Below are 17,600 nucleotides of genomic sequence, written 5' to 3'. Positions count from 1 at the left end.
CCTTCATGTGCCGATAACGATGGCCTGATCACCGTTACAGCCAATGGTGGTGCTGGCGCAGGAAACTACGAATACGACCTATTGGACAATACTGGAACAAGTGTTATCGGCGGAATCCCCCAAGCTTCCAATGTGTTCAACGGACTCGCTTCAGGAAATTATACCGCTGTGGTCTACGATACCTCGGGATCGGGATGTGACGCACAGGTGCCCGTTTCCCTGGAAACGCCCACACCGGTCGTGTTCACCTATTCCAAAGAGGACGTTTCCTGTAACGGGGGTGCCGATGGATCCATAGAAGTGGTCCTTGACCCGTCCAACGACAATCCGCCCTATACCTATACCCTGGACGATGGAACAAATCCGCCAACGGTACAATCCAGTAACCTGTTCACGGGGCTGGCCGCAGGGTTCTACGATATCACCGTGACCTCCGATAGGATGTGTACGGTTACCCAGACCGTGGAAATAACTCAGCCGAATCCCGTAGCTGTAACGGCCAGTGCAACGGACTTTGCCTGTAATGCCAACAACACGGCCTCCCAAGCGGTGATCACCGCCGTGGGAACCGATGGTACCGCCCCTTATACCTATAGCATCGACGGAACGAACTTCTTTACTTCCAATACCTTTACCATTACCGACAATGGTTCCGATAGGACCATTACGGTTACCGTTAAAGATGATAATGGTTGTACGGATGTTACCACAGTGGACATCTCTGCCCTGAACAAATTCACTGCTACGGTAACTAAGGACGTGGCTATCTCATGCGCAGGTCCGGAAGAAGTGACCATTACAGTAAACGACAATGGGGATGCGACCAACATTTATACGTATGAGTTGTTACCTGTTGGCAATACCAATGCCACACAAACAGCAACGCCGACCTATGACACGGCCACTTTCAATTTAACCGCCGTAGGCAGCTACACCTTTAGGGTGACCGATACATCAACAGGATGTTATGTGGATACGGCAACGTATACCATTGCCCCTTATGACCTAATCGAGGTAACCGCAGTGGCCATTGATCCCGTAATATGTTATGGGGACGGAAACGGTGCGTTGGAAATCACCATTGATGGCTATTCCGGAGCATACGACTATCAAGTGTATGATAGTAATGATACTCCTATCGGAGCCTTGGTGAATACCGATACCAGTGTGAATCCAAGAACGATTTCCGGACTTTCCGGTGGAAATTATTACGTAAGGGTGACGGAAACAGCTGCGCCATTATGTTCCGACGATTCCAATACGGTAACCATCTCATCGCCCGATATGGCTTTGACAGAAACTACAACCGTTTTAAGCGGAGTTGAATGTACCGATGATCAAGGTGAAATAAGCGTAAATCCCTCAGGTGGCTATGCTCCTTACGATATTACGTTGACCAATACCACAACGGGTATTACCGATACCTTCAATGCTGTAACGCGTGCGGTATTCTCAGGATTATCCGCAGGTAATTATTCGGTAACCATTGTAGATGCCGGGGGTTGTACCCTTACAAATACGTATCCTAACCTATTGGTCATGCCTACACCGGTAACGGCAAATGCCATACCGTTGACTACTGCGTTGACCTGTTATAGGGATACGACTGGAAGTGTTTCTGCCGTTAATGTCTTGAATGGAAGTGGCAATTATGAATATCAGTTAAACTATTACGATGCTTCAGGTACGACCATTACATTTACTTCCGGACAACAGACCAGTCCTGATTTTACGAACCTTGGTGCCGGTATCTATAGTATTACCGTTTCCGATGGATGGAATTGTGATGTGGAAACCAATCAGGTAACCATAACGGAACCTACCCTGATCGAAGCTACCTTGATCCGAACCGATCCTTTAACCTGTGCGACAGGCGTCGAATTTGAGTTAAGTGCAACTGGTGGAAGCGGTGTTTATGAGTATAGCTTGGACAATAGTACGTTCTTGCCCATGACCAGCAACCCAATGCCATTGCCGGAATCAGGCGTGTTAGGTGCAGGCACGCATCAATATTATGTCAGGGATCTTGGAGGTTCCTGTACTTCCGTAGCCTCGAATGCAATTACTGAAACCGATATTGTGCCCCTGGTATTGACGGTTGATAGAACAGCAGCTATAATCAACTGTAACGGGGAAGCCACGGCCACTATTTATGCCAGCGCAACAGGTGGATTAGGAAACTATCAGTACGAACTGTATACCGATGCTTCATTAAGTATGGCGACCCGTATAGCCGGTCCCAAAAGTTCAGGTACGTTCTCCGCACTTTCCGCAGGAACCTATTATGTAAACGTTACCAGTGAGGATTGTACAACACCGGCCGAAGAAGTTGTCATTACACAACCCGAACCTTTGACCTATACCGAAACTGTAGTCGATGTAAGTTGTTATAGTGATACGGATGGAAGTATTACCGTTACCCTTTCGGGTGGATCGGGCGGCTATCAATATGCGATATCACCGAACCTGAATCAGTTCGATACCGAGAACACCTTTACCGATCTGGCCCCTGGGGATTATACGATAATTGCCCAAGATTTGAACGGTTGTTTTGAAGTATTGGAATACACCATTGGTCAACCGGAAATTTTACAGGTTTCCGCCACCACCACCCCTGAAATTTGTGCAGGTGAGGAAAATGGAACGATATCGGTAGCCATCTCAGGTGGTACGGCCCCGTATAGTACAAGTCTGAACGATAAATCGAACTTTGTACAAGACCAATTCGATTTTACCGATATGGCCGCAGGTAGCTATCTATTGTTCGTACGGGATGCCAATGGCTGTGAGGACAATATCATCGTTGAGGTTTCCCCAGGTGAGAACTTAAATGCCACCGTTGAGGCCATTTATGAATGTACCGGTGATACTCCCAACAATTATATAGTGGTGACCTTAGAGGATCCGACCATTGCCAGTGATGTGTTATATGCTTTGGATTCAACAGATCCCGCAGATATGCAGTTGACGGCCGACTTCAGTGCCATTGCCCCAGGTACCCATACGTTGACCATTGCACATGCCAACGGATGCGTAAATACCGTGGATTTTGAAATACAGGCGTTTGAACCATTGACTTTGGAATTACAGAATAACAATATCAATGAAATAACCGCAATCGCAACGGGAGGAAGTGGCCCATACACCTTCTATTTCGAAAACGAGAGCAATGGTGAAGATAATACCTACATCATCAATAGAACCGATACTTTTGAAGTAAGGGTCATTGATGCCCTAGGTTGTGAGGTCATTGCAAGTATTGCGATGGAGTTCATAGATATTGAAATCCCTAACTTTTTTACCCCTAATGGAGATGGGGAAAATGATTTATGGATGCCAATAAACATTGAGCCATACCCACAAATACTAATTAAAATTTATGATCGTTATGGTAGAGTAGTTGAAGACAATGTAGTGAGTAAAAATGGCTGGGACGGCATATATCATGGTGCAGAACTACCAACTGGGGATTATTGGTATGTCATTAAACTACAAGGCGAATCAGACGAAAGAGAATTTATTGGTCACTTTACCCTATATCGATAAACTTAACCAAAAACGATAATGCGTAACAAATTAGTAACTGTTCTGCTTCTTGCAAGCACTTTTTTCACAACAAAGGCGCAAGAACTTACCATACCCCAACTTTCACAATATTTGGCTGATAACCCGTTTGTGATGTCACCAACTTATGCCGGTATCGGGGATCATGTTAAGATTCGTGTCAACGGACTTACACAATGGGTAGGTATCAAAGATGCCCCGGATACCCAATCCTTGGCTGCCGATATGCGAATTGGTGAACGATCAGGGATCGGTGCGTTACTGTATAATGATAGTAATGGGGAAACAAAACAAAGAGGGGCTCGTTTATCTTTTGCCCACCATCTAACGTTGGATAGGTATGATGATGAGTTCTTATCCTTTGGCATATCGTATAACTTCAACCAATTTCGGATAGATATAGAAAATTTCGATGCACTCGATCCAAGTGTTACCGATGACAGGGCTACGACCAACCATAATTTTGATGTAGGGGTCATGTACCGCTATGATAAGTTTTACTTTAGTTTGAATGCCTCTAATATTCTAAACAAGGACCTTACCAAATTCAATCCCGTATATGAACCCAATACCCTAAGGAATTACTATGCCTATACGGGATATCGCTATACCAAGAACAAGAACAGTAGATTGGAAATAGAACCTTCGGTCTTCTTCCAACTTTTTGAAAGCGACGGACGATCGGTAACCGATTTGAACGTAAAATTCAGATGGTACGACTTTGAGGATTATTATTATGCCGGGGTAACCTACCGTTTCTTGAACGACCAGATTGGCGACCCGCTTTATATCGCACCCATTGTGGGCTTTAAAAAGAATAATTTCTACTTTGGATATTCCTATCAGATCATCCTGAATGAAATATTGGGGTATAGTTCAGGAACACATGTAATTACTTTAGGTGTGGATCTTTTCCAAGGAATAAGCAACTGTAGATGTACGTATTGATCGGTCGCTGCATCTAAAATCTTCCCACCCATGAATGGCATAAGAATATTACCTGATTTGATATCCGATTACTCCCAATATTGATTTAATTTTGCTGGAAATTTTGAATCCATAATGGGAATTATAAAACTAACGAATATAAGGCTACATGCCCATCACGGCTGTTTAAAGGAAGAAAGTATCATTGGTAGTGAATACCGTGTCGATATCTCATTGACGACTGATTTAAAAAAAGCCGCCATAACCGATAACCTTGTAGATACGGTCGACTATGTGCATATCAACCATATTGTTAAGGAAGAAATGGCTATTCCGGCCCAACTACTTGAACATGTGTCGAAAAGAATCATGGACAGGGTTTATATTGAATTGCCCACGGTTGACGAAATAGAAATATCGGTTTCAAAAATAAATCCGCCTATCGGAGGCGATGTAGAAATGGTTACCACTATTTTGTGTTCGAAAAGAACCTAAACAATAAGTTTTGAAACCTAAAAATAAGGTGCTACCTTTGCACCTCTAAAACTAAAATGGCATCGTGGCCGAGTGGCTAGGCACAGCTCTGCAAAAGCTTGTACAACGGTTCGAATCCGTTCGATGCCTCAACAGAACCTCCTTAAAGTTTTTAAGGGGGTTTTTTATTGTCGCCTATTCCCGGATCTGTTCTATTTTCTCGATCCCTTTTTCAATATTGAATTTGTCCTTGGGTAAAAAGCCTTTGGTGATGAGTACCAATCCACATATCATCAATATAATACCCAAACCTTTCTTGATCCGTGATATCCGCCTATAGGTCAATTTGCGTTTTAATTGCTTTGCCAACAATATTTTAAAAATGTCCGTGGTTAAGTACGCTCCCAACATTGTGCCAAAGAATACCAAAATACGATTCGGGTCATTATCCAAACTAGGGCCTACAACAATGATGATACCCAACCAAAATACAAGTACCCCTATATTGATGAAGTTCAATAAAAAACCTTTTATAAATAAACTGAGGTAGTCACTCTTTTTGGTTTTTAAGGAAGGTTTTGATTTTCTTACATCGGTTTTAAAATAGGTAGTGATCCCATATACCAATAAAATTACGCCTCCGAAAACATATAGTCCCGGTTCATTACTTAAGTTTTCCAATAATTGGAAACTACTGAAATACGCTATGGTCAAGAAAAAGATATCGGCCAATATGACGCCAAGGTCAAAAAACAAGGCAGCCCTAAAACCCTTTACCGCACTGGTTTCCAAAAGAACGAAAAATACAGGCCCGATCATAAAGCTTAATAAAAAGCCCAACGGAATCGCAGCCTGGATATCATCTAACATACTGAGTTTTACATTCTGGTTATTATGCCCCCGAAGACCGTTTTTTCGTCCATTTTTTTAGGATTTCCGTAAACCAATACCTCACCACCGGCTTTTACGGTGGCCTTTACATAATCCGTTGCATAAATCTCAGCCTTGGAACCGGCATTTACATTAATGGTCGAAAATTTCGTGATCAGTTCTTTTCCCTCATATATACCTCCGGTATTTATGGCAACATCCTGTAAATCTGCCGTACCGTAACTTTTTATCACTCCCCCGGTAACCGATTTGATCAATAATTGCTCTACCTTGGCATTGATCTCGAGTTCGCCACCTTCCTGGGCCTTGAGTTCCAATACATTTTGGGTAATGGGTTCCTTGCAATAAATCCTGGCATCTTCATTAACATCAACGACTACCAGTTTATCGGAATAATACAGATCGATGAATGTTCTATAACCACTGAATATCTTGGTAATTTGCATTCGTATCTTCAACACGCCATGATTGTTCACAATAACAACGTTATTGGTATTTGCCCCCGTGATGACCGCTTTATTTTCAGTGGATTTTATCAACTTGATGGATAAGCCATCAAAAGCTTTCAATTCTGAAAAGGAATTTAAATCTTGGGTAATTTTATCATCTTGTGCTACCGTTATTTGACCAATACAAAGAAGCACCACAAGCCAAACCAAATTTTTCATTGTTCCAGTTTTTAGCCATTATCTTACTAACTTAAAAAAAATCTTTCCCAAACAACGCTTTTATTCGTTCTTTCCGATGAGTGAAAAATCAAGATGACGTTTTATAAGATCTGTATTTTTTACCATTACGATAACCTCGTCTCCCAATTGATAGGTTTGCTTGGTACGTTCACCAACAATGGCATATTCCTTATTATCAAAGATATAATAATCCCCTTTTATATCCCGTATCCGGACCATACCTTCACATTTATTCTCGATTATCTCCACATAGATACCCCATTCGGTAACCCCGGAAATAACCCCAATGAATTCTTGATCTTGATGGTCCTGCATAAATTTGATCTGCATGTACTTAATGGAATCCCTCTCGGCATTGGCTGCCAAACTTTCCATATCCGAGGAATGTTTACACTTATCCTCATAGGCCTCTTCCTTGACAGACTTCCCTTTATCCAAATAATGCTGTAATAAACGGTGTACCATGACGTCGGGATACCTCCGTATCGGTGAGGTAAAATGCGTATAATAATCAAAGGCCAACCCATAATGGCCGATATTCTCCGTGGTATAAACGGCTTTACTCATACTACGTATAGCCAAGGTATCGACCAAATTTTGTTCTTTTTTTCCCTTGACATCCTCTAAAAGCTGGTTCAAAGAAGCGCTAATCGATTTTTTATCCTTAAAGTCGAGTTGATGTCCGAATCGGGATATGATGGAATTCAATGCAATTAGTTTTTCCTCATCGGGATCGGCATGGGTACGATATACAAAGGTTTTCTTAGGTTTCTGTTTTCCGATGAACTCAGCGACTTTTCGATTCGCCAACAACATGAATTCCTCTATTAATTTATTGGCATCCTTCGCTTCTTTAAAATAAACGCCTTCAGGTTCATTGTTTTCATCCAAATTGAAACGGACCTCTACTTTATCAAAGGAAATGGCCCCTTGTTGCATTCTTTTTTCCCTCATGATCTTTGCCAACCTGTCCAAGGTGAGCGTAGCCTTCACTACTTCTTCGGATACCGAATACGCTCCTCCACGAATGGAGACCTCACTGGGGATATCGCCATTTCCTGTTTCTATAATATGTTGGGCCTCTTCATAAGCAAAGCGTTCATTGGAATCGATAACCGTTCTACCGAACCATTGATTCTGTATCTGTGCCTTATCATTGAGTTCAAAAATGGCCGAAAAAGTATATTTTTCTTCATTGGGCCGTAATGAACATGCATTATTTGACAGTACTTCAGGTAACATGGGAACCACACGATCCACCAGATATACCGAAGTTGCCCTGTTATACGCCTCTTCATCCAATAGGGTATCCGATTCCACGTAATGGGAAACATCGGCAATATGGATCCCGATTTCATAATTCCCATTTTCCAAAATTTCAAATGAAAGGGCATCATCGAAATCCTTGGCATCTTTGGGATCGATGGTAAAGGTAAGTACCTTTCTCATGTCCCTTCTTTTTGCGATTTCCTCCGGTTTTATCGAGGTATCGAGTGTATTGGCATATTGTTCCACCTCATGGGGAAATTCGTAGGGCAACCCGTACTCCGCTAAAATGGAATGGATTTCCGTTTGGTGTTCCCCTGGTTTTCCCAACACATCGGTAATTTTTCCAAAAGGGGAATCGGCATTATCGGGCCATTCGATAATTTCAACGACCACCTTATCGCCATCTTCAGCACCATTTATTTTATCCTTTGGAATGAAAATATCGGTATACATCCTAAAATCGGAGGGTCTTACAAAAGCATAGCTCTTTTGCATATCGACGATACCCACAAAGGAAGATTTGTTTCTCTCCAGTACGCGGGTAATCTCACCTTCCAATTTTTTCCCTTTTCTCCTTGGGAATATATATACCTCAACGGTATCTTTATGAAATGCTTTCTTCAATTTATTGAAAGGAACGAATACATCATCGTCCATACCTTCAATAACAATGTACGCATTTCCCCTTCCGGTTATATCTACCGTCCCGGTATGGTATGTTTTGGTAGACGCTTTGGCCTTGAAATGACCCCTGGTCTCTTCCAATATGCGCTTTTTCTCTTTCAACTGTGTCAGTTTCTTTATGAGCTGATTGCGCTCATTGGCATTTGTAACCCCGATTTTTTCGGCAATTTGTTTATAAGTAAAGCTTTTATTAGGGTCTTTTTCGAGAACGGTAAAAATACCTTTGGTTATCTCGTTTATCCTATGGTTTCCAGCTTTCTTTTTTTTCTTCGACATTAAACTTCTATTTAGGTGGAAAATTACGAATTATAATCCATTACCTATATCTTACATGATTCCTTAAGCATTATTTTACCTTGATCAAGGTTATCAACATATATACTATAATTACTATTTTCTTTTATTCTTTAAAAAACAAAATGATGTTTATGATAGCTTGTTAATAGTGGGTATAAAAAAATGCTTTAAAAATTGGTTTGAACCGATAAAACAGTTTATCGACAATTTATCAAAGTACAGTTACCATAATTATCAGTGGATTATAAATGTTATCAACCGTTATTGATAAGTAATTTAAACATTAAATTACTGATAAGTATGCATTGATTAATTGTTAACTACGAAGATTTATACTTTAATATCTTCCTGTTATTTTCTAGGAAGTAAATTCTTTTCTTTTGGAATTCTTTCGTAAGACAAAAAGCAATGGTAAAATCAAAATTAAGATACCACTTTTTTCTACTTATTTATAAACAAGTTAACCCCTGAAAACGGAGAGTTAATAACAAGGTACATCGATCATACCAATGTAATAACGTAAATGTTTCTTTATTATTTTGAATAACAATGTATTCGTACCTTTGTAAGCAACATATTCTTATTATTACATCATGAAAATTGCTATAGGAAACGATCACGCGGGTACAGATTATAAATTAGCCATAATAGGTTTATTGAAATCGATGGATATTGAAGTAATCAATTATGGTACCGATGGTAGCCAAAGTGTTGATTATCCGGATTTTGTACATCCTGTGGCCGAGGATGTCGAGCAAGGGAAGGCGGCCTTGGGGATAATTATCTGCGGTAGTGGCAATGGGGCTTCGATGACGGCAAACAAACATCAAAAAATCAGATGTGCCCTATGTTGGACCAAGGAAATCGTGCAGTTGGCCCGTGAACATAACGATGCGAATATATTGAGTTTACCGGCACGGTATATTTCTTTACCCCAAGCCTTGGAAATGGTCCAAGTATTTTTAAATACCCAATTCGAAGGTGGTAGACATGAAAGGCGTATTGAAAAAATACCTTGTTCATAAAAAAGTGTTTTTTCAACATACCGTTTTCCCATGGCACATAATCACCACCATTCACATGCCCATAACGATCTAAAAGGAAAGAACCTCCTGATATCCATTTTCCTCAATATTCTTATAACCATTTCCCAGGTTATCGGTGGACTTATTTCAGGTAGTTTATCCCTTTTGTCTGATGCGTTGCATAACTTTAGCGATGTGCTTTCACTGATCGTGAGTTATGTGGCAACGGTCCTACTAAAAAAGAAGGCCAGTACCAATAGAACGTTCGGGTATAAACGGGCAGAGATAATCGCCGCTTTCGTAAACGCCGCAACATTGATCATTGTGGCCATAATCCTTATTAAGGAAGCGATCGAACGGTTTATAGACCCCAAGGTCATAGAATCGAACCTTGTAATCTGGATGTCCCTTTTGGGAATAGCCGCGAACGGATTAAGTGTCTTATTGTTAAAAAAACATACGGACAACAATATGAACATGAAATCTGCCTATCTCCATTTATTGACCGATATGATGGCTTCGGTGGCCGTATTGATAGGTGGACTCTTGATGAAGTTCTTTCAAATGTATTGGGTCGACCCCGCCCTGACATTGGCAATCGCCTTTTACTTGATTTATATGGGGTATTATCTTTTAAAGGAATCGAGTAGGGTATTGATGTTATTTACCCCGAACACCATTCACGTGCAACATATCGTGGAGGAAATCGGTAAAATAGACCCTATAAAAAACGTTCACCATGTCCATATCTGGCAATTGAACGAGAATGAGATCCATCTTGAGGCACACATAGATTTTATAAAGGATATCAAACTTTCTGAGTTCGATGTGATCCTGGAAAGGATAGAAGATGTGGTGTATCATAACTTCGGTATCAACCACGTGAACATTCAACCCGAATTTGGTAAATGTGACGCTAAACAGATAATCGTACAAGATTGAAAATGACCTTTTCCATAAAAAAATTCGAGGAACTATCCATACATGAATTATATGCTTTGTTACAATTGCGTTCCGAGGTTTTTGTGGTCGAGCAGGACTGTGTATATCAGGATTTGGATGGAAAGGACCAAAAAGCGTTGCATGTACTCGGTTTTAAAAACAACGAGGTCATTGCCTATACCCGAATTTTCGGACCTGGGGATTATTTTAAAGAAGCCAGTATTGGCCGGGTCGTAGTAAGGGAATCCGAACGTAAATATGGATATGGTTACGAAATCATGAATTTTTCCAAACAAGCCGTTTTGGACCATTTTGATGAAACCACCATAAAAATATCGGCACAATGCTATCTTATCAAATTCTATAACTCCTTAGGATTTAAGGAAGTAGGTGAGGAATATTTGGAAGATGGCATTCCCCATATCGGAATGATCGTAAAGCAATAGGGCTGTAGCTTAAATTCGGATAGGGGACTTGTTGGTCAAATTAATATCCTCTAACATCGTACTGGTGAACTTATAATGCCCTTTGGTGGTAATGATCCGAAAACGATTCGATTTCAATCGACTCAAGGTATCCAAAAACAACCATTTCGATTTTAACAGCAAGGGTTTTTCCGATTTTACACTGATTTCAAAAATATATTTGATACCGTTTTTTAAGGCCACAATATCCGGGGTGATCTTAACACCGGTTTTTTTCTTTATATATGATTTTGGTGTTTCATACCCTTCAATGTCCGCTTTGATGTTCTCAAAGCCAGTTGCTTCCAAATGTTGAATGGACTTCTCTAAAAATTCCTTGTTTTCTTTTTTATCTAGTTGTATCATTCTTACAACTTAATGTAAAATTTCAATAAAAACAAATTTTATATACTGATTAACAATGTGTTAAGTTAATTTGTACCGATATGCCAGGGTCAAAAGTTTATATCGTGCATATCCCAATGGTGTTTACCATAGCGGTGATCATCCGATCGTGATTTTACCTAGGGGTTATACCAATCGTTTGGCAATTCCCAATCCCATCAAAAAATCGAGTTTCAAAATCAGGTTTAAAGGCTTTTCAGCCTTGTTTTTTGTTGAGGAATACAGGTAGCCTTCCCAGAACGGATGCAGTTCTTTGAGTACTATCTTACCATGTTCACCATGGGTCTTTTCCCCATATTTCGACAATCGGTGCACGGTTAGTTTTTTGGTTCTTAAAAATGAAAGGAGTTTTGACCGGTTTACGAAGGTTATTTTACATGAGGTATATCGTTCGGGCTCATCGGAATAGATGGCCGTCACCAAGGCATAGAAATCGGTTTTCTTGGTTGGATCGAACAGCCAGCCTTGTCCCATGCCTTTTTTATTTTGGTAATTGATTTCAAATGCGAAGGTTGGTAAATCCTCATCCACATAATCCAGTTGGGCTTTTTCATCAACATAAAAGGTTTTTTGACTGCTCCGATCCGTAAAAATAAGATCGATACCTTGGCGCTGAAGATCCAAATCGGTTATCCGTTCAAAATCGTAGTGTTTCAATTGTTTTTGATAAAGGACATCCAATAGGACAGCAAGTTGTTTTTCTTTGTGTAAATCACTTTTAAAACTGCTCTTACCATCCACGATCAGTCATTTATTTTAGCGAACAGGGTTTTCCCTATTTGTTCGACCACTCCCACTACCAAGGCATTACCCATGAAAAATGCTCGTTTGGTATCAGATATTCCTTCCAATTGGGTGTGGTTATCAGGGAACATATTCAGGCGCTCTAGTTCTATTGGGGTTAAACGACGTAAGCCTTTGGACGTTTGTACCACATGTTTGAACCTCGACGGACTTCGCCCTCCTTCCCCGGTTATTATGGTTCGGGAAGCATTGTCCAAGGCATCGGGGAAAATCATGGCGCCTTCACTATAGTTGTATTCAAAACCACTTTTCGATTTTCGAACTTCTTTTTTGGCACCTTTCAAATACGCCCATTTAGGATACTCATCAGCCGGAACAAAGAAATCCTGGGTAACCTTACCGTTTTGAAGGATATCACCAAGTACCGTTCGTACGCCGTGATAACTTGGCGTGGTCTTAGCCGTAAATACTTGTCCGTCAATAAAGGCGCCACTATTTGCAAAAGGGGATAATTTTTCACCTTTATTGAAATGTTCGGAAAGGTGCACCAAATCATCCGTCAGGGCAAAAGTAGTGTAGTGTTCCAAGGAATCGTTTACCGGAAAAGCACTGGCCATAGTACCTTTTTGGGTCATCCAAGCTTTTTTATCCGCTTTTTTCAATTGTTTATAACTTGGGGTGGTCTTATGATATCCCAAGAAGAAAATGCGTCTGCGACGTTGGGGCATTCCGTAATCGGCGGCATTGATTACCCGCCATTCCACGGCATAACCCAGATCGTTCAAGCTTTTGAGCATAATGGCGAAATCCCGACCCCTTTGGGTGGAGGGAGATTTTAACAAGCGGTCCACATTTTCCAGGAAAAGGTATTTGGGTGGCGTGGTCTTTTCTGATAAAATGCGATGTATAGACCACCATAAAACCCCTTTTTTACCGATCAACCCTCTGGAATTCTGCAAAGTCGTCGCTACCGAATAATCCTGGCAAGGAAAACCGCCGACCAAGATATCGGCATGGGGGATATCCGTTGTTTTAACTTCGGAAATATCGGTATTACAATGGTTTTTGCCCCCAAAACGGGCCTCATAAACCATCGAAGCATGTTGGGTTTTTGTTGAGGGTTCCCATTGATTCGACCAAACTACTTCATAATTCCCCGTGTTTTCAAGTCCCAAACGAAAACCGCCGACTCCCGCAAAAAGTTCTATGACCTTAAGTTTTTTCATTAGGGGCTAAATTAGGGAAAAACAGCTAAAAGAAACGTACTGGGAAATGGGAAGGTTAAAAATCATTATTTGTCTATTTTTGAAAAAAATAAACATATGGCTTTAAGAGTTTTTTTCAGGTATGCATTTGTGATCTTTTTGATGTTGCAAGGTTGTGAGGTGAAAAAGGAAACCGAAAATCCCTTTCAACAACAGATCGATGAGGTGAAAAAAGAATATGCCCCGGATAAACGGGTGGCCCTTTTTAACATAGAAGCCATAAAAAACAATGACGCGTTCATCTTAAAGGGAGAAAGTAACCTGCCCTATGCGGTTGAGGCCTTAAAAACGAAACTGTCGGCGAACGATGTGCATTATATAGACAGTATACAGCTATTGCCAACGAAAGAGCTTGGAGCAAAAACCCAAGCGGTGATCAGGGTATCCGTCGCGAATTTACGAAGCCAACCCAAACATTCGGCGGAATTAGCCACCCAGGCCACCTTGGGTACCCCTGTGAAGGTCTATAAAAAGGAGGGTAGTTGGTATTTGATACAGACCCCGGACCACTATCTTTCCTGGGTCGATGCTATGGGTATCCAACCCATGGATTCCACGGAAATAAACGAATGGAAATCAGCTGAAAAGATCATCTTCACAAAAACCTATGGACATTCCTATTCCAAGGCCGATGAAAAGACACAGGTAGTATCCGATATGGTAGCCGGTGCCATTTTGGTAAAATCGGGGGAGGTAGCCGGATTTTTCGAAGTTCAATATCCCGATGGCAGAACGGCATTTGTAGCCAAGGAGGAAGCCCAGGAATATGATGAATGGCTACAGGATTTAAACCCAACCACAGCGTCCTTGGTCGCCACTTCGAAAAAATTGATGGGAGTTCCTTATCTATGGGGCGGAACTTCAACCAAAGGAGTTGATTGCAGTGGGTTTACAAAAACCATTTATTTCTTGAACGGAATGGTCATTCCACGGGATGCTTCCCAACAGGTGCATACGGGAAAAGCCATAGATTCGATCAGGAATTTTGAGGATTTGGTACAGGGCGATTTGTTGTTTTTTGGCCGAAAGGCCACTGATTCGACCGCTGAAAAGGTGGTACACGTAGGTATGTGGATCGGCAATAATGAGTTTATACATGCTTCCGGAATGGTCCGTATCAGTAGCGTGGATCCCAATGCCCCTAATTTTGACCCATCGAACATGGAGCGGTATTTACGTTCAAAAAGGGTATTGAAAGCGGAGGAGGATGGACTGATCAATTTAGTGAACACCCCGGTTTTCAAGAACTGATGAAATATCTTTCAAGCAAGCCGATCACTGAGGGATAATAGGATTTTCCAAACAGATTAAGATGTACCAACAGGTAATACAATTGGTACAGATCGGTTCGTTCCCTGACCCCTTCGACCAACGGGAAATGTTCGGCATATGCATCGTAGAAAGAAGCTGTAAAACCGCCAAAAAGCCGTGTCATGGCCATATCTACCTCGGCATGTCCGTAGTAAACCGCAGGATCGATCAAATAAGGTGTACCTTGGGTGCCGACCAGATAGTTTCCACTCCAAAGATCGCCATGGAGCAATGCAGGTTTTACTTCAGGAAAGAAACGACGGCAACCTTTTAAAAGGGTGTTTTCTTTAGGAATTTGTTGGATTGGGAGTAACTTTTTGTGTGCAGCCATTTGCAATTGGGGAATCAATCGTTCATAGACATAGAAGGAAGTCCATTCCAGGTGATGGGCATTTGATTGTGGAAGGCTCCCGATCAAGTTGTCCTGTTTCCATCCAAAGGAATCGCCGACCGAAAAGGAATGCATTTGGGCCAATTGATGGCCAAAGGTCTCCATATCCTTGAGATTGGGTTTTTTGGTTTCAATGAATTCCATCAACAAAAAAGAGCTGCCTTCAAATTCCCCAGATCCCAGCACTTGGGGTACGGCGATGGCCTTGCTGAGGTTGATCTCTTTTAAACCCTCCTTTTCGGTATCGAACATTTTAAGTGCTGATGGGTCGTTGTTGATTTTACAAAGGAAACGTTGTGTTGGGGTGTAAAGGCAATATGCTTTGGAAATGTCACCTCCACTTACGGCTTCGACCTTTTGGATGGTACCATTTAAAATTTGCCCGATATGTGATTTTAAGCTTGGAGAAAGCATATAGTACAACATTGTTCAATTCCATACTTCATTTTCCCTACCAAGGGTCGTTGCGGTAAGGATGCGATTTAATCAGCGGTCAAAAAATCCCTGATGTCATTCGATAATTTTATCAAATCCGGTTCATGCACATACATCATATGGCCCGCCTCATAATAGGTCATGGTAACCCTTTCTTTTACGATACCGTTCCTGGCAAAAGTGTATTCGGCATCAAAAAACGGGGTGATCAGATCATAATAGCCGTTGGCGACCAAAACCTTCATGTCGGTATTTCGGCGCATCGTTTCCCCCAATGCCCTGGAAACATTGACAGGTGTCGGTTCCCAATAGCTTCCGTCGGGTACCGTTCTCCAACGCCATGTTCTTCCTATTTTACCATTGGAAGTAAGGTAAGGCCTATCCATTTCGATATGTAAGTCAGCGGCGAAGTAATGGTTCAAGGCCGCGGTATAGGCCGAGCTTATTTGGTAGCTCGATGCATCGCCCAAATGTGGGTTTTCAGAGAGCTTGTCTGCTTCATCCCCCATAAAACGCCCATCCAATCGCCCTATGGAAAGCCCTTTGTCCGCCAACAATTGTTTTTGGAATCGAGGCATTAAAATGCGTAGATCCGATCTAAGGATATAGTCTTTGTCCAACCCAATGAAATAGGCCATTTTTTCAGCAAGGGAATTTTTTTCGTCATCGGTCAATAAAGATCCCTTAAATAGGGCGGGCGTATACACATCATAGGTAAATTTTCGGCATTCTTCCAAGAAATCCTTCAATTCCTTGCCTTGCCCTGCTTTTTTATGGTACCAAGCCGTGGCTGCCATACTGGGCAAATAGGTCACATAAGAAGTGATATTATTATGGACGGAGGTAGAACCCTCATAATCCAAAGCTTGTGAAATAAGAATAAGTCCGTTCAAGGCCATATTCTGCCCATTCCCTTCCAATGCCTTTCCTACGGCTGCGGCCCTTGTGGTGCCATAGCTTTCGCCCGCGATGTATTTAGGGGAAAACCATCTCTTGTTTTCGGTAATCCACAGCCTTATGAACTGTGCGACCGAAGCCGCATCTTCCTTTAATCCCCAAAAGTCTTTTTCCTTGCCTTTACCGACGACCCTACTATAACCGGTACCTACGGGGTCGATAAAAACCATATCGGTAAGGTCTAATAGACCATTTTCATTGGTAGTCAAATCATAGGGTGCGGCACCATCGTCTTTTCTGGCATCGGAATCCACCTTTACGATCTTGGGACCGAACAACCCCATATGCAGCCAAACCGAAGCTGAACCCGGACCCCCATTGAAAATAAAGGTTACAGGTCTTTGGGTATGATTCGAAATACCCTCTTGGGTATAGGCTACAGACCACAAGGAAGCAATGGAATCCCCCTTTTCATTTTTCAGGTAGGTTTCCTTTGCAGTGGCCTTATACGTAAGGCGCTTACCCCCGAAAATACCTTGATGTGTCGTAACGAAACTTTGGGGTTTAGGAATAGGTTTGATCGTCGGTTCTTTTTTTTCTTCTTGGGCCAATGAAGTTATTTGGGTTGTGATTAAAAGAATAAGTAGTACGATTCTTTTCATGATCATAACGGGATGGTGTAAAGGTTATCAGCTTAAACGGATGCTGGAATTGGAATTTTGTTTCAAGAGGGGTTTTATCGACTTCAATGATTTAAAAGTACTTAATCATTGCCAGTAATCCACGGTTTTCAGCGATAAAAATGGAGGGGCTTCACAGGGAAAAACAATTTCCCCACGAATAAAGGAAACTTCCTATCAAGAACGTTGATCTTCTTGGATCGGATAGTACGAAATACCCGGAATTTGGCCCTTTACCTACGTAAT

General features: G+C 41.6%; 15 protein-coding genes and 1 tRNA gene. 8 read left to right on the top strand and 8 right to left on the bottom strand.

Translation table 11 applies throughout. The features are described 5' to 3' along the window. The 4 genes from PHU20_RS10025 to PHU20_RS10010 all read left to right on the top strand — a co-directional run. Positions 1-3,546 (top strand): T9SS type B sorting domain-containing protein (locus tag PHU20_RS10025; protein WP_274825235.1); only part of this gene is annotated, 3,546 nt, incomplete at its 5' end. A gap of 18 nt (positions 3,547-3,564) precedes the next feature. After that, positions 3,565-4,512 (top strand): PorP/SprF family type IX secretion system membrane protein, encoded by a 948-nt coding sequence (locus PHU20_RS10020; RefSeq protein ID WP_274825234.1) that lies wholly within the window; start codon positions 3,565-3,567, stop codon positions 4,510-4,512. A gap of 114 nt (positions 4,513-4,626) precedes the next feature. Further along, on the top strand, positions 4,627-4,986 hold the full coding sequence (folB, locus tag PHU20_RS10015; protein WP_274825233.1) for a dihydroneopterin aldolase: 360 nt from the start codon (positions 4,627-4,629) through the stop codon (positions 4,984-4,986). A gap of 58 nt (positions 4,987-5,044) precedes the next feature. Then, a tRNA-Cys gene (locus PHU20_RS10010) sits at positions 5,045-5,115 on the top strand. Between the two features lie 45 nt (positions 5,116-5,160). Here the strand turns inward: PHU20_RS10010 and PHU20_RS10005 are convergent. Genes PHU20_RS10005 through rnr form a run of 3 tightly spaced genes read right to left on the bottom strand, consistent with a single transcriptional unit; the run spans position 5,161 to position 8,774 of the window. After that, complete coding sequence (locus tag PHU20_RS10005) at positions 5,161-5,835, bottom strand: LysE family translocator (RefSeq protein ID WP_274825232.1); 675 nt, start codon at positions 5,833-5,835, stop codon at positions 5,161-5,163. 8 nt (positions 5,836-5,843) lie between these two features. Beyond that, on the bottom strand, positions 5,844-6,524 hold the full coding sequence (locus PHU20_RS10000; RefSeq protein ID WP_274825231.1) for a head GIN domain-containing protein: 681 nt from the start codon (positions 6,522-6,524) through the stop codon (positions 5,844-5,846). A gap of 60 nt (positions 6,525-6,584) precedes the next feature. Continuing rightward, positions 6,585-8,774, bottom strand: coding sequence for a ribonuclease R (gene rnr, locus PHU20_RS09995; protein WP_274825230.1), 2,190 nt, complete (start codon positions 8,772-8,774; stop codon positions 6,585-6,587). 614 nt (positions 8,775-9,388) lie between these two features. Here rnr and rpiB point away from each other — a divergent pair. Genes rpiB through PHU20_RS09980 form a run of 3 tightly spaced genes read left to right on the top strand, consistent with a single transcriptional unit; the run spans position 9,389 to position 11,208 of the window. Further along, positions 9,389-9,820, top strand: coding sequence for a ribose 5-phosphate isomerase B (gene rpiB, locus PHU20_RS09990; RefSeq protein WP_274825229.1), 432 nt, complete (start codon positions 9,389-9,391; stop codon positions 9,818-9,820). Positions 9,821-9,850: 30 nt separating this feature from the next. Continuing rightward, positions 9,851-10,762 (top strand): cation diffusion facilitator family transporter, encoded by a 912-nt coding sequence (locus PHU20_RS09985; RefSeq protein WP_274825228.1) that lies wholly within the window; start codon positions 9,851-9,853, stop codon positions 10,760-10,762. Positions 10,763-10,764: 2 nt separating this feature from the next. Next, a complete protein-coding gene (locus PHU20_RS09980; RefSeq protein WP_274825771.1) occupies positions 10,765-11,208 on the top strand; it encodes a GNAT family N-acetyltransferase in 444 nt (147 codons plus the stop codon). Between the two features lie 9 nt (positions 11,209-11,217). Here the strand turns inward: PHU20_RS09980 and PHU20_RS09975 are convergent, their stop codons facing one another. From PHU20_RS09975 to dcm, 3 genes are all read right to left on the bottom strand, one after another. Further along, positions 11,218-11,592, bottom strand: coding sequence for a hypothetical protein (locus PHU20_RS09975; RefSeq protein ID WP_274825227.1), 375 nt, complete (start codon positions 11,590-11,592; stop codon positions 11,218-11,220). A 165-nt stretch (positions 11,593-11,757) separates the two neighbouring features. Further along, the gene (locus PHU20_RS09970; protein WP_274825226.1) at positions 11,758-12,372 is read right to left on the bottom strand and encodes a hypothetical protein; all 615 of its coding nucleotides are present in this window, start codon (positions 12,370-12,372) and stop codon (positions 11,758-11,760) included. Between the two features lie 2 nt (positions 12,373-12,374). Then, positions 12,375-13,601, bottom strand: coding sequence for a DNA (cytosine-5-)-methyltransferase (gene dcm, locus PHU20_RS09965; RefSeq protein WP_274825225.1), 1,227 nt, complete (start codon positions 13,599-13,601; stop codon positions 12,375-12,377). A 96-nt stretch (positions 13,602-13,697) separates the two neighbouring features. On the opposite strand from dcm, the gene PHU20_RS09960 reads away from it, so the two are divergent. After that, entirely contained in the window at positions 13,698-14,891 is a 1,194-nt protein-coding gene (locus PHU20_RS09960) for a C40 family peptidase (RefSeq protein ID WP_274825224.1), read from the top strand. Here PHU20_RS09960 and PHU20_RS09955 read toward each other — a convergent pair. After that, the gene (locus tag PHU20_RS09955; protein WP_274825223.1) at positions 14,881-15,756 is read right to left on the bottom strand and encodes a fructosamine kinase family protein; all 876 of its coding nucleotides are present in this window, start codon (positions 15,754-15,756) and stop codon (positions 14,881-14,883) included. The two genes, PHU20_RS09960 and PHU20_RS09955, sit on opposite strands and share 11 nt — an antisense overlap. 68 nt (positions 15,757-15,824) lie before the next feature. Continuing rightward, positions 15,825-17,336, bottom strand: a complete 1,512-nt coding sequence (locus tag PHU20_RS09950; RefSeq protein ID WP_274825222.1) for a S10 family peptidase — start codon at positions 17,334-17,336, stop codon at positions 15,825-15,827. Positions 17,337-17,600 lie beyond the last annotated feature (264 nt).

The organism is Maribacter polysaccharolyticus, from assembly GCF_028882255.1.
GTDB classification, from domain to species: domain Bacteria; phylum Bacteroidota; class Bacteroidia; order Flavobacteriales; family Flavobacteriaceae; genus Maribacter_A; species Maribacter_A polysaccharolyticus.
The sequence above is the reverse complement of the archived record's forward strand: the minus strand, read 5'-3'. Positions and strand labels throughout refer to the sequence as shown.

Excerpts from the sequence above, each read along its gene's own strand:
- PHU20_RS10020 (WP_274825234.1), top strand. The coding sequence starts at position 3,565 with ATGCGTAACAAATTAGTAACTGTTCTGCTTCTTGCAAGCACTTTTTTC.
- folB (WP_274825233.1), top strand. The coding sequence starts at position 4,627 with ATGGGAATTATAAAACTAACGAATATAAGGCTACATGCCCATCACGGC.
- PHU20_RS10005 (WP_274825232.1), bottom strand. The coding sequence starts at position 5,835 with ATGTTAGATGATATCCAGGCTGCGATTCCGTTGGGCTTTTTATTAAGC.
- PHU20_RS10000 (WP_274825231.1), bottom strand. The coding sequence starts at position 6,524 with ATGAAAAATTTGGTTTGGCTTGTGGTGCTTCTTTGTATTGGTCAAATA.
- rnr (WP_274825230.1), bottom strand. The coding sequence starts at position 8,774 with ATGTCGAAGAAAAAAAAGAAAGCTGGAAACCATAGGATAAACGAGATA.
- rpiB (WP_274825229.1), top strand. The coding sequence starts at position 9,389 with ATGAAAATTGCTATAGGAAACGATCACGCGGGTACAGATTATAAATTA.
- PHU20_RS09985 (WP_274825228.1), top strand. The coding sequence starts at position 9,851 with ATGGCACATAATCACCACCATTCACATGCCCATAACGATCTAAAAGGA.
- PHU20_RS09980 (WP_274825771.1), top strand. The coding sequence starts at position 10,765 with ATGACCTTTTCCATAAAAAAATTCGAGGAACTATCCATACATGAATTA.
- PHU20_RS09975 (WP_274825227.1), bottom strand. The coding sequence starts at position 11,592 with ATGATACAACTAGATAAAAAAGAAAACAAGGAATTTTTAGAGAAGTCC.
- dcm (WP_274825225.1), bottom strand. The coding sequence starts at position 13,601 with ATGAAAAAACTTAAGGTCATAGAACTTTTTGCGGGAGTCGGCGGTTTT.
- PHU20_RS09960 (WP_274825224.1), top strand. The coding sequence starts at position 13,698 with ATGGCTTTAAGAGTTTTTTTCAGGTATGCATTTGTGATCTTTTTGATG.
- PHU20_RS09955 (WP_274825223.1), bottom strand. The coding sequence starts at position 15,756 with ATGCTTTCTCCAAGCTTAAAATCACATATCGGGCAAATTTTAAATGGT.
- PHU20_RS09950 (WP_274825222.1), bottom strand. The coding sequence starts at position 17,336 with ATGAAAAGAATCGTACTACTTATTCTTTTAATCACAACCCAAATAACT.